This window comes from Cupriavidus pinatubonensis, from assembly GCF_019602855.1.
GTDB classification, from domain to species: domain Bacteria; phylum Pseudomonadota; class Gammaproteobacteria; order Burkholderiales; family Burkholderiaceae; genus Cupriavidus; species Cupriavidus pinatubonensis.
Genome location: NZ_CP080766.1, coordinates 2,139,082 through 2,151,211 on the forward strand (window position 1 = coordinate 2,139,082; position 12,130 = coordinate 2,151,211).

At 63.0% G+C, this 12,130-nt stretch carries 12 protein-coding genes; 7 read left to right on the forward strand and 5 right to left on the reverse strand.

Going from position 1 to position 12,130, the window contains the following annotated elements; all coding sequences use genetic code 11:
- Positions 1–7: 7 nt before the first annotated feature.
- From K2O51_RS09685 to gcvT, 4 genes are all read left to right on the forward strand, one after another.
- Positions 8–1,003, forward strand: a complete 996-nt coding sequence (locus tag K2O51_RS09685) for a GlxA family transcriptional regulator (RefSeq protein ID WP_220630131.1) — start codon at positions 8–10, stop codon at positions 1,001–1,003.
- 310 nt (positions 1,004–1,313) lie between these two features.
- On the forward strand, positions 1,314–2,462 hold the full coding sequence (locus tag K2O51_RS09690; RefSeq protein WP_220630132.1) for a branched-chain amino acid ABC transporter substrate-binding protein: 1,149 nt from the start codon (positions 1,314–1,316) through the stop codon (positions 2,460–2,462).
- Between the two features lie 170 nt (positions 2,463–2,632).
- Entirely contained in the window at positions 2,633–3,349 is a 717-nt protein-coding gene (locus tag K2O51_RS09695; protein WP_220630133.1) for an L-serine ammonia-lyase, iron-sulfur-dependent, subunit alpha, read from the forward strand.
- 19 nt (positions 3,350–3,368) lie between these two features.
- Positions 3,369–4,520, forward strand: a complete 1,152-nt coding sequence (gcvT, locus tag K2O51_RS09700; protein WP_220630134.1) for a glycine cleavage system aminomethyltransferase GcvT — start codon at positions 3,369–3,371, stop codon at positions 4,518–4,520.
- Between the two features lie 89 nt (positions 4,521–4,609).
- Here the strand turns inward: gcvT and K2O51_RS09705 are convergent, their stop codons facing one another.
- Positions 4,610–4,825: a hypothetical protein gene (locus K2O51_RS09705; RefSeq protein ID WP_041680262.1), complete on the reverse strand. Its 216-nt coding sequence runs from the start codon at positions 4,823–4,825 to the stop codon at positions 4,610–4,612.
- Between the two features lie 214 nt (positions 4,826–5,039).
- Positions 5,040–5,636, reverse strand: coding sequence for a helix-turn-helix domain-containing protein (locus K2O51_RS09710; RefSeq protein WP_011300918.1), 597 nt, complete (start codon positions 5,634–5,636; stop codon positions 5,040–5,042).
- An 88-nt stretch (positions 5,637–5,724) separates the two neighbouring features.
- Here K2O51_RS09710 and kbl point away from each other — a divergent pair, with 88 nt between their 5' ends.
- The 3 genes from kbl to K2O51_RS09725 all read left to right on the forward strand — a co-directional run bounded on the left by kbl (position 5,725) and on the right by K2O51_RS09725 (position 8,737).
- Entirely contained in the window at positions 5,725–6,927 is a 1,203-nt protein-coding gene (kbl, locus tag K2O51_RS09715; protein ID WP_011300917.1) for a glycine C-acetyltransferase, read from the forward strand.
- Entirely contained in the window at positions 6,924–7,871 is a 948-nt protein-coding gene (locus tag K2O51_RS09720) for an L-threonine 3-dehydrogenase (RefSeq protein ID WP_140950952.1), read from the forward strand. Before kbl ends, K2O51_RS09720 begins: the two co-directional genes overlap by 4 nt.
- 101 nt (positions 7,872–7,972) lie before the next feature.
- Positions 7,973–8,737: a GntR family transcriptional regulator gene (locus K2O51_RS09725; RefSeq protein ID WP_011300915.1), complete on the forward strand. Its 765-nt coding sequence runs from the start codon at positions 7,973–7,975 to the stop codon at positions 8,735–8,737.
- A 9-nt stretch (positions 8,738–8,746) separates the two neighbouring features.
- Here K2O51_RS09725 and K2O51_RS09730 read toward each other — a convergent pair whose 3' ends face one another.
- The 3 genes from K2O51_RS09730 to K2O51_RS09740 form a co-directional block, all read right to left on the reverse strand.
- Positions 8,747–9,820 (reverse strand): porin, encoded by a 1,074-nt coding sequence (locus K2O51_RS09730; protein ID WP_220630135.1) that lies wholly within the window; start codon positions 9,818–9,820, stop codon positions 8,747–8,749.
- 132 nt (positions 9,821–9,952) lie between these two features.
- Positions 9,953–11,293, reverse strand: coding sequence for a 3-hydroxyacyl-CoA dehydrogenase (locus K2O51_RS09735; protein ID WP_220630136.1), 1,341 nt, complete (start codon positions 11,291–11,293; stop codon positions 9,953–9,955).
- A gap of 12 nt (positions 11,294–11,305) precedes the next feature.
- Complete coding sequence (locus K2O51_RS09740) at positions 11,306–12,103, reverse strand: crotonase/enoyl-CoA hydratase family protein (RefSeq protein WP_220630137.1); 798 nt, start codon at positions 12,101–12,103, stop codon at positions 11,306–11,308.
- Positions 12,104–12,130: the final 27 nt, after the last annotated feature.

Below are 12,130 nucleotides of genomic sequence, written 5' to 3' on the forward strand. Positions count from 1 at the left end.
GCGCGCTGTGAGATCCGTTGCTGCCGCGCTGCCTGAGAGCGCTTCATCGCCGATGTCTTCGCTCGCGCATTTCGGCTTCCTGACGCTGCCCGATTTCTCGATGATTGCGTTTTCGAGCGCGGTCGAAGTGCTGCGCATGGCGAACTATGTCGGGCGCGCCGAGCATTACACGTGGTCGATCTATTCGTGCGGTGGCGCACCGGTGCGCGCGAGCAATGGCATCGCGGTGCGGCCTACGCGCGCAATCGACGCCGCGGAATTGCCGGACGTGATGATTGTTTGCGGCGGCATTCGCATCCGCGATGCTGTCGTTGATGGCACGCGCGCGATGCTTGCGAATCTCGCGGAACGGAACATGCCGCTTGGCGGCATCTGCACGGGCGCCTATGCGCTGATGTCGTCCAGCCTGCTCGACGGCTACCGGTGCGCCGTGCATTGGGAGAACCGCTCAGCGCTGCACGACGAGTTTCCGCGGGTGCAGTTCGCCGACGAATTGTTCGTGATCGACCGGGACCGGCTTACCTGCACGGGCGGCACAGCACCGATCGACATGATGCTGAACCTCGTCGGCTTGCGCTTCGGCCGGCAGTTAGCCGCGCAGGTCTCCGAACAGTTCATTCTCGAGCGGATCCGTGGCGCGACCGATCCGCAGCCGATCCCGGTCGATGCACGGGTCGGCCTCTCGCGGGCGGAGTTGATCGAGGTCGTGCGGCTGATGGAAGCGAATATCGAGGAACCGCTGTCGCTCGACGAACTGGCGCGGCTGGTCCAGCTATCGCAGCGGCATCTGCAGCGGATATTCAAGTTCTATCTGAACGTGTCGCCAACCCACCACTACCTGACCGTGCGCCTGAAGCGTGCGCGTGAACTGCTGCGTACGACCAACGCGTCAATCGCCCGTGTGACAGCTGTCTGCGGGTTTCACTCGCCGTGCCATTTCAGCAAGGCCTACCGCGCCCAGTTCGGCCATGCGCCTAGCCACGAGCGCCGACCCGCCGGATGATCGATGGGGAAGCCAGGGACGGAAGCCCGGTATATGAGGCTGTATTGCCGTATCCAGTTTCGCCAACGGAAAGGACGAGAACCAATGAGTGCGAATGAGATAGCAGTTGCCATGGTGTTCATGGCATGCATTGCCGTCGCATACTTCTTGCCAGACCGGATATCGGTTCCGATGATGCTAGTGGCATCCTTAGGCGCTGTGGTCTACGCGTGCCTGGCAGAGTAGAGGTCGCCGCCAGGGGGCCCATTAGAATGAGAAGTATGTGGGCGGCAACGATGGCTCCGCCGTCCTGAGTCGCCGGAGTTGCCTAATGATCCACTTTCTTCGACGGCTGCTCGTTACGAGCCTGAGCACACTCTTGCTGTCCGTCGTCTGCGGCCAGTCATATGGGCAGATGGTCGTCAAGATCGGGGTTTCCAGTCCGCTTACTGGGATCAATGCCGCCAATGGCAAGGACATCGAGAACGGCGTTCGTCTCGCTGTCGAGGAAGCCAACGCACAGCGCATCAGGCTGGATGGCCAGGAGGCCAGATTCCAGCTTGATTCCATGGACGACCAAAGTGATCCTCGCATCGGCGTCCAGGTCGCCCAAAAGCTGGTCGACGACGGTGTCGCGATCGTGGTCGGGTACTACAACTCCGGCGTTGCGCTTCCCGCTTCGCTTGTCTTCGCCAGGGCAGGCATTCCGGTCATCCTTCCTGCTGCCAGCAATCCGGCGATTACGCGCCAAGGCCTGAAGACGGTCTTCCGTGTCATTGCGACCGATACGCAAAACTCCGGTACGGCTGGGAAGTATGCGGTCAACGACATGAAAGGCCAGCGCATTGCCGTGATGGACGACCGCACCGCGTTCGGGCAGGGGGCGGTGGATGAGTTCAGGAAGGCGGTCATCGGCGCTGGCGGAGAAATCGTGTTGGCGGAATACACCAACGACAAGGTGGTCGACTTCAGCGCGCCGCTCACGAATATCCGGGCCGCCAACGCCGACCTCCTGTTCTTTGCCGGCCTGGATCACCAAGCCGCGCTCATTACGAAGCGGATGAGAGAGCTCGGCATGCGCACACAGTTCGTCGGCAGTGGCGGCATCGCCGACAGTATCTTCCTGAACGTTGCCGGTCCGGCAGGGGAGGGCGCGATGGCGTGGGAATACGGTCGACCAGTCGAATCGCTGCCGCAAGGCAAGGTATTCATGCAGAAGTTCAGGAAGCGCTTCGGAAGCGACAGCCTCATCTATGCCCCTTTCGCGTATGACGCTACGTGGGCGGCTATAAACGCGATCAGGCAGGCCAATTCCGCGACATCGGCCGAAATCGTATCCGCGCTGCGCGCGACGCAATACGAGGGCATCACCGGGAAGATTGCCTTCGATCCGAACGGCGACCTGAAGAATCCGATGTCGACGCTTTATCAGGTAAGAGGTGGGCGTTGGGTTCCGGTAACGACGATCGGGGCCGATTGATGTGACGATATTCAAGCGAATCCCGCCATGGCGTAAAGATCCCATCGTGACGACGCATCAGTTCTATCTCGCGGTCTCAAGGATCTGATGTACTAGGGTCACGCCACAGGGCGGACGGCGCTTCGTCCGGAGCGGTCGGAACTGGTACTGCAGGCATGGTCGGGGGCAGTATGTCCGTCAGCACATTCGATATCTTCAAGATTGAAATCGGGCCCTCTGGTTCGCATACCGCTGGCCTGATGATGGCGCCTTGCCACTGGAACACTCCGAGCATCGACGAGCACCCGATTCCTTACCCTTTTCGGAGCCGGGAAGAACTATGGCAGATGTGCGAGCAATCAGGACGTACCATTGCCGACCTGATGCTCGAGAATGAGAAATGCTGGCGGAGCACTTTTGACGTTCGCGCCGGGCTACTGGTTATTGCCGCTGCGATTGAAGCTTCCATCGGGCAGGGCGGCCCCACAGGCGCAATTGCTGCTGTACTGCAGTACTACCGCAAGTCCGTACCCGGCGCCAATGAGGAAGGGGTTGTCGATTTCCTGCTAACGGCTGCGGCCATAGGCATCCTCTACAGAAAAGAGGCTGCGATATCCGGAACTCAAATCCGTAACCAGGCTGAATTCGGGGTCGCAAGTGCCATGGCGGGTGCGGGGCTGGTTGCCGTACTGGGCGGTAACAACGAGGAGATTGCGAACGCGGTTGAAATCGGATTCGAACGAGACCTTGTCATGACCGGCGAGCCGATAGAAGGTGTGTGCAAATTTCCTGTATCGATCGGGCTGCCATGGTTGACATCGAAGCACGCCTCAGGTTGGGCAGATAGGAGGGACGATGGTCCGTCTTGCCAGGCCCAGAACCCGTTGCGCAACCTTGCGTTGGCTTGACTACCACCTTGAGATCCCGATGCGCGAGACGAACTTGCACGCTTTGCGAACCCCGCTGTATGAGCGCCACCGCTTGATCCGGGCCCGAATGGCTGATGTGGGTGGCTGGGATCTGCCCGTTGCTTATGGATCCCAGATCGAAGAGCATCACACCGTGCGAGAGGATGCCGCGATGTTCGATGTGTCGCACATGTGCGCGCTTGACGTTCGCGGGACTGACGCTCGAGCGTTTCTCGGCAGGCTTCTTGCCAACGACATCGGGAAGCTGAAATCACCGGGAAAGGCGCTCTATTCGTGCATGCTTAACCGGGAAGGGGGCGTAATCGACGATCTTGTCGTCTACTACCTTAGCGATGAATGCTTTCGCATTGTCTTGAATGCGCAGGCTGCAAGCCGTGACATTGATTGGATGCGAACGCAGATCGTTGAGAGCGGATGTTCCGTGACACTGGTGCCACGTCGACAGGATCTTGTCACTGACGATGTGGAGGCCCTTGCGATGATCGCCGTGCAAGGTCCCAATGCCAGGGAGAAGGTATTTCGAGCCATGCCGTCGACGCGCGCCGCCGACAAGGTAAAGCCATTCAATTCATGCTTCGTGCACGACGCTGCCGTCGGCGAGCTGATGCTGGCGCGCACGGGCAAGACCGGCGAGGATGGCTTCGAGATAACGATGCTGGCGAAGCATGCCGTTCACGTATGGGACGCGTTGCGTTCGTCCGGCATCTGCGCCGCGGGATTCCACGCATGGGATACCCTGCGGCTCGAGGCCGGCATGCACGTGCCGGGACGGGACATGGGCCCGCAGACGTCTCCATTTGACGTTGGCCTGGGCTGGTCTGTTGATCTCGGGGAAAAGCGGGACTTTGTTGGCAAGGCAGCGCTACAAGCTCGCGCTCAAGCGTCGCAACTCGTCGGACTCGCGTTCGAAGGAAGCGGTGCGGTCGCGCGTACGCAGAGCCCCGTGATGAGTCTGGAAGGGGAGGTGATCGGGAAGGTCACCAGCGGGACATATAGTCCGACGCTTCAAATGGCTATCGCTCTGGCGCTGGTTTCGCCAGACATCAAGTTGGGCTCGTCTGTGAGTGTCGAGATCTACAGCAAGAGAGTCTCTGCAAAAGTCGTTCGTCCACCTTTTGTTCGGGATGGAAGCCCAGTGGGAAAACGGTAGAGCAGTCAGTGCGACGTCCGTGGCTTCCATAGCACTGAGACGTCGCATTCATTAGTGTGCGGCCAGAAGCGACTCGCACATCGGGCCCCTTACCGATCACACCCCATCGCACGCAGCATCGATTGGCCATTGCTGGTCAGGCGCGGACTTTGCCTCCGGCCATGCAGGATCTCGAGATGGACAAGTTCCTTGTCCACGAGCGCGTGGAGGTCGGCAGGGTCGATCTGCCGGGAGTCGGTGGTATCGAGTGATTCGGGGCCGCCGTTGATCAGCAGCAGCGTGGCAAGTTCATGCGGGCTCAGCACGTTCGTCTCCTTTACTGCAGGGGTCGTTTGCTGGGACTGGCGCGGCACGGTGCCGCGCGCGCGAAGCCTCCCGATCACGCAAGACACGTGCCTGCGCCATGCACTGAACCGGCGCGACAATGCGGCGGCACTGCATTTTCCGGGGACTAAGGGCTTTGACGCGGTCACAGCGGCCGGGTTCCGCATCTGCGGTGCGTTTCAGCGCTTGCCGCAGTTACGTCGGGTGCACTACAACTAGTAAGGCTGCCGCCGTCGACTTGCCGCTGTTGCGAACGGCGTGTGGCACGTCCGCCGCATAGCGTGCAGTTTCTCCATGCCGCAGCTTCTTTTCTTCCGACCCCGCTTGCACCGTCATGGCGCCGCTCAGCACCGAAAGGTGCTCCTGCGTGCCAGCTTCGTGCGGCTCGGACGCGAGCACGCCGCCCGCCTGAATCGTCAGTTCGTACCATTCGAAACGTCCGGCCAGTTCGATCGGGCCGAGGATCTTCAGTTCGCAGTGCCCATCCGGGCTCTTGAGCGACGGGATGGCATGCGGCTGGACCAGTGCGATTGCGCTGCCGGGACGACCGCCAGCTTCGGCGGAAAGCAAATCGGCAAGATTCACGCCAAGCGCATTGGCCAGGCGCCACAGCACGGCGACGGTCGGGTTGGTCAGGTTGCGTTCGATCTGCGACAGCATCGACTTGGACACGCCGGCGCGGCGCGACAGGTCGTCGAGCGAAAGCTGCTGTTGCTGGCGCAGCGCCTGCAGCGCGGCACCGACCGCGGGCGGTCCCTCGGCGGGCGGCTTCTGGATCGGGGGTTGCGTCATGCAGTGTGGTTCGTTATATTGCACAAAACGTTCGGTATAACGCACGTGTTCAATTTATCGATCAGATCCTAGCATCGGGAGTCAAACCATGTCGAGTGCCGAGGCCTTCTACGCGTCCGTGCGTGCAGAGCTTGACGCCATCCGGGAAGCGGGGCTGTACAAGGAAGAGCGCGTCATCGCGACGCCGCAGGGTGCGCGCGTGCGGACCGCCGATGGCCGGGAGGTCATCAACCTGTGTGCCAACAATTACCTTGGCCTGTCTTCGCATCCCGGCGTCATCGAAGCCGCGCACGAAGCGCTGCGTACGCATGGCTTCGGGCTGAGTTCGGTGCGCTTTATCTGCGGTACGCAGGATTTGCACAAGACCTTGGAGGCCAGGTTGTCCAGTTTCCTTGGCACCGAGGACACCATCCTCTACGGCTCAGCATTCGACGCCAACGGCGGCCTGTTCGAGACGCTGCTGGGTGCCGAAGATGCCATCATCAGCGACGAGTTGAATCACGCATCGATCATCGACGGCATCCGCCTGAGCAAGGCGCGCCGCTACCGCTACAAGCACAACGACATGGACGACCTGCGCGCACAACTGGCGCAGGCCGATGCCGATGGTGCGCGCTACAAGCTAGTGTTCACCGATGGTGTGTTTTCCATGGACGGTACCATCGCGCGCCTGGATGAAATGCGCACGATCTGCGACGCGCATGGCGCGCTGCTTGGTATCGACGAATGCCATGCCACGGGTTTCCTCGGCTCGCGCGGCCGGGGCACGCACGAGTTTCGCGGGCTGTTCGGCAAGATCGACATCATTACCGGCACGCTTGGCAAGGCGCTCGGCGGAGCGTCGGGCGGCTTCACCAGTGCGCGCAAGGAAGTGGTCGCGCTGCTGCGCCAGCGTTCGCGGCCGTACCTGTTTTCGAACACGGTGGCGCCGGCCATCGTCGGCGCATCGATTGCCGTGCTAGATATCCTCGAAGGCAGCACGGAACTGCGCGACCGGCTCGAGCGCAACACGGTGTTCTTCCGCAAGGGCCTGACGGCGCTTGGTTTCGATGTGAAGCCGGGCGAGCACCCGATTATCCCGATCATGGTCTACGATGCGGAGAAAGCCCAGCAACTTGCGCAGCGGCTATTAGAGCTCGGCGTGTACGTGGTCGGCTTCTTCTATCCCGTGGTGCCGAAGGGCCAGGCGCGCATCCGCGTGCAGATGAGCGCGCTGCACGATGAAGCGGCACTGAAGGCGGCGCTCGAGGCCTTCGGCCAGGCCGGGAAAGAACTGGGGCTGACCCGATGAGCGACGCGGCACCAAAAATCCTGATCGTCGGCGCGAACGGCCAGATCGGCTCCGAACTGGCGCTGGCCCTGGCCGAGCGCTATGGCCGAACCAATGTCATCACGTCGGACGTGGTACCGACCGGGCGCCATGTCCACCTGACCCACGAAATGCTCAATGCGACGGACCGCGGCGGGCTGGCGACGATCGTCGAGCGCCACGGCATCACGCAGATCTACCTGCTCGCCGCCGCCTTGTCGGCGACCGGCGAGAAGGCACCGCAGTGGGCGTGGAACCTCAACATGACCAGCCTGCTGAATGTGCTGGAGCATGCGCGGCAGTTCGGCATCGAACGCGTGTTCTGGCCGAGTTCGATCGCCGCATTCGGCCCCACTACGCCGCGCGAGCACACACCGCAGAAGACCGTGATGGAGCCGACCACCGTCTACGGCATCTCCAAGCAGGCGGGCGAGGGCTGGTGCCGCTGGTATCACGACAACCATGGCGTCGACGTGCGCAGCCTGCGCTACCCGGGCCTGATCTCGCACAAGACGCCGCCCGGTGGCGGCACGACGGACTATGCCGTGGATATCTTCCACTCGGCGGTGAAGGCGGAGCCCTACACCTGCTTCCTGCGCGAAGACGAACGGCTGCCGATGATGTACATGCCTGATGCCATCCGCGCCACCATCGAGCTGATGGAGGCGCCGGCGGACAGCCTGACCGAGCGCGGCAGCTACAACATCGCGGGCGTCAGCTTTACGCCGGCGGAAGTCGCCGCGGCCATCCGCGAAGAAGTGCCTGGCTTTGTAGTGCGCTACGACCCCGACTACCGGCAAGCGATCGCGCAAGGCTGGCCCGACTCGATCGACGACTCGGTGGCGCGCCGGGACTGGGGCTGGGTGCCGCAGTACGGGCTGAAGGAAATGGTGGGCGATATGCTGGAGAACCTTCGCCAGGCGTGACGGCACGGAACCGCCAGGCAAGGCTGTGTGTTTTCGGCGACGGCATGCATGCCAGTATCCCGTTTCGGTATACTGTGCGGTAAAGACCGCGAACCCAGAACATGACACAGCCAGAAAAGAAAAGCATGGCCGGCGAGATCAAGGCCACGATCCAGCGGGAAATCGAAGCCGGCGACATGCCGCCTGGCACGCCGCTGGACGAACGCATGCTCGCGGAGCGCTTCGGCGTATCGCGCACGCCCGTGCGCGAGGCACTGCAGCAGTTGTCCGTGCAGAACATGGTCCGCATCGTGCCGCGCGTCGGCGTGTTTGTCTCGCGGCTGTCGATCACGCAGTTGCGCGAAACGCTGGAACTGCTCGGAGAACTGGAGGCCGTGGCGGCGAAACTGTCCGCGCGCCGCATGGACGACGAGCAGCGCGTGCGCCTGAAGGCCGCCCGCACCGAATGCGAACAGGCGCACGCCGAGGACGACGGCAAGCGCTTTGCGAAGGCCAACGCCGATTTCCATGACACGGTCTATGCCGGCAGCCACAACGAATACCTGGTCGAGCAGATCCAGAGCATCCGCCGGCTGATGCAGCGCTACCGCCCGCGCATTTTTCAGACCCCGGCGCGCCGGCAGCGCGTGCTGGAAGACCACCAGAGGCTCGCCGACGCCATCCTTAGCGGCGATGAGACCGCCGCGCATGCGGCCATGCTGGAGCACGCGCCGGTCGGCACGACCGGGTTCTCCGAATTCCTTTCCACCCTGCCCGCGAGCTATCTTGAGGGCGAGGGCGGCGGGGAGGCTGCAGCCACGCGCAGCGCCGCACCCCGCGGCGGCGCCAGGCGTGGCCGCAAGCCGGCCGCTTCGAAAGCGGCCTGATTCCAACAATCAGAACTTGTGCCGCATACCCATCGCCACGCCGAACTGGTTCTTCTCGTTCGGTGCGATCTGGTAGGCGCCAGCGGCGCCGTTCAGGCTTTCAAAGTTCAGCGACGCATTCTTGGTGTACGCCGTGCTCAGGTAGACGTCGGTGCGCTTTGACAGCGAGTAATCCGCGATCAGCGTGACCTGCCACGGGTTGCTCGGATTGGTCTTGCTTGTGGCCGTGTACAGCGACTTGACGTTGTCGTAATAGAACGCGCCCGTGAGCTGCAGGGCAGCGGTGGCCTGGTAGTTCAGCGAAAGCCACCACAGATCGTCGCGCGCAGAGGTGTTGGCCGCCCGCGTGCCATTGTTGTTGTACCGGTACGCGGCCTGCGCGAGCAGGGCCGGCGAAATCTGGTAGCGCAGGCCCAGTGCTGCTTTCTGAGTGCGCGTGTAGTCGCCGGCGGTCAGCGCGCTGTTGATGCTGTCATACGCGCCGGCAACCCCGAAGTCGCCGATGCGGTAGTCGAAGCCGCCGCCGTAACCGGTCGAGGCCTGCATCGAACCCGGCTGCTCGCCGAAACTCCAGTGCGCTTCCGCCGTCAGCGGGCCCAGGTCGACATGGTATTTCACCATGTTGTCCTCGCGCAGATTCGAGCCCGCAATGCCTACCACCGGTTCATAGGTGGTGGCGTACGCCGTGGGCGAGTAGTTCGCCATCATCAGGAACAGCGAGGTGTATTGCCGGCCCAGCGATACCTGCTGCGTGCCGCTGCGCAGACCGACCCATGCCTGGCGGCCGAACAGGCGACCGCCCTGCGTTGATACGCCAGTGTCCAGGCTGAAGCCGCTTTCCAGCGCGAAGATCGCCTGCTTTCCGCCACCGAGGTCTTCCGTGCCGCGCAGGCCCCAGCGGCTCGGGGACAGGCCGCCGGAGCTGACGCCGACGCGCGAATGCCCGTCGGGGCCGGCGCCCGCGTTGTTATTGGTGTACTCGATGTTGGCATCGGCCACGCCGTACAGCGTGATGCCCGATGTCTGCGCGGCGGCGGTTGCGCTCGCGAGCACGCAGGCAAGGCCGACCAGGTTTCGCTTCATGACTTTCTCCTCCATGTTTTTGACTGTCATTCCCGCACCGGGAAGTGGCAGAACTATCGCTTACTGGTATGTATATAAAAAATAGTGGTATACGTTAGTGCGTATCAAAAATGCAAACGGGTGCCGCGAGCCTTAAGCGTTGCCGCGCTGGTAGTCCGCAAAGGTCTTGCCATCGCGCGCCAGCCGGACCAGCAGCGGGGCCGGTTCCCACCAGTAGCCGTGCTCGACGTGGAAGCGTTCGATGTCGGCGTACACCTCGCGCAGGCCGATGCGATCGGCGTAGTACATCGGCCCGCCATGGCGCGCGGGAAAGCCGTAGCCGGTCAGGTAGACCGTGTCGATATCGCTGGGCCGCAGCGCTACGCCGGCCTCCAGCAGCTTCGCGCCCTCGTTGACCATGCCGTAGACGCAGCGCTTGATGATTTCCTCGGCGTCGATGGGCCGCCGCACCATGCCGAGCCGCGCCGATTCCTGTTCGATGACCGTTTCCACCTCCGGATCGCGCAGCGGCTGGCGGCTGCCCGGTTCATAGCGGTACCAGCCCTTGCCGCTTTTCTGTCCCAGCCGCCCAAGTTCGGTCAGTTTCAGGATCAGGTCGTTCCAGCGCCGGTCCTGCGGCCGGGTGGCGATCTGCGCCTTGCGTGTCTGGTACCCCACGTCGTTGCCGGCCATGTCGTGCACGGCGAAGATGCCCATCGCGTAGCCGAAGTCGGTCAGCGCCTGGTCCACCTCGTGCGGCAGCGCGCCTTCCTCGACCAGGAAATGCGCCTCCCGCGTGTAGTTGCGGAACAGCGCATTGCCGATGAAGCCGGGGTAGACGCGAGCGAGCACGGCGGTCTTGCCCATGCGCCGGCCGAGGTCCATCAGCGTGGCGATCACGTCCGGCGCGGTGTCCCGCGCACGCACGACTTCGAGCAGGCGCATCACATGGGCCGGACTGAAGAAGTGCGCCCCGACCACGTCCTGCGGGCGCTTCGTGACGGCCGCGATGGCATCCACATCGAGTCCCGAAGTGTTGGTGGCCAGGATCGCACCGGGTTTGCACCGCGCATCGAGATCGCGGAACACCTGCTGCTTGAGCGCCATGTCCTCGAATACCGCTTCAATCACCATGTCGGCGGAAGCGGCATCTGCGAGGGCAACGGAGCCTTTGATCAGGGACAGCCTCGTTTCCATGGCTGCCGGTTCGAGCTTGCCGCGGGAGACGCTGCCGGCGTAGTTGTCCCGCACGCGGCGCAAGCCGGTTTCCAGGCCTTTCTCGCTGCTGTCGATCAGCGTGACCGGAATGCCGATATTGGCCAGTGCCATCGCAATGCCACCGCCCATGGTGCCGGCGCCGATTACCGCAACATGGTTCACGGGACGCAGCGGCAAGTCCTTTGGGAAGTCGGGTATATGGGCTGCTTCCGCCTGCGCGAAGCGGACGTATTCTGCCGTAGCCTGTGCTTCAGCGTCGGTTGGAGTTGTAGTCATGATATTGCTCGCTTATTCGGACTTCTCGCCCGGAACGGCGAGCGGTTTGGCGCGGCCTTCGACGAAATCGCGCAGGCGTTCCGCCGCTTCGGGCGGGCGCGGGATGTTCGAGGTCAGGTACTCGACGAACAGGCCGTCGTCGTGGGACAGGTCGTTGATGCGCGGCAGTACGTTGGTGATGCGCCAGTTCGTATCGGCGGTATTGCGCGCGATCAGCGCGGCCAGCTCGCGCGCCTTGGCGAACGCCTGGCCCTGCGGCACCACGTAGCGCACGATGTGTTCGCGCTCGCCTTCCTGTGCATTGAGCAGGCGCCCGGTCAGCATCATGTCGGCCATCACGGTGTAGCCGACCACGCGCTGGATGCGCACGGTGCCGCCACCGCCGACAAAGATGCCGCGCTGTCCTTCGGGCAGGCCGAACAGCGCCGATTCGTCGGCGACGCGGATGTGCGCAGCGGTCGCCAGTTCCAGTCCACCGCCCACGACCGCACCATGCAACGCGGCGACGAACGGAATGGGCCCGCGCGCGATACCGTCGAACACGGTGTGCCAAGAATGGCGCGTGCGCTTGCGGGGCCGTGGTTGCTCACCGGACGCTCGCGCCAGCGCTTCCTTCAGATCGAGTCCTGCGCAGAAGTTGCTGCCGTGCCCGAACAGCACGCCCACATCGGCTTCCTCGCCGGCACGCACGACGGCGTCGTGCAGCGCCCAGACCACGTCTTCGCTGATGGCATTGCGCTTCTCTGGCCGGTTCAGGCCGATCAGCGCGACATTGCCGTCGAGTTCATACGTCACCAGTTCGGTGCTCATCTCATGCTCCTTGTTCATTACGTGGTT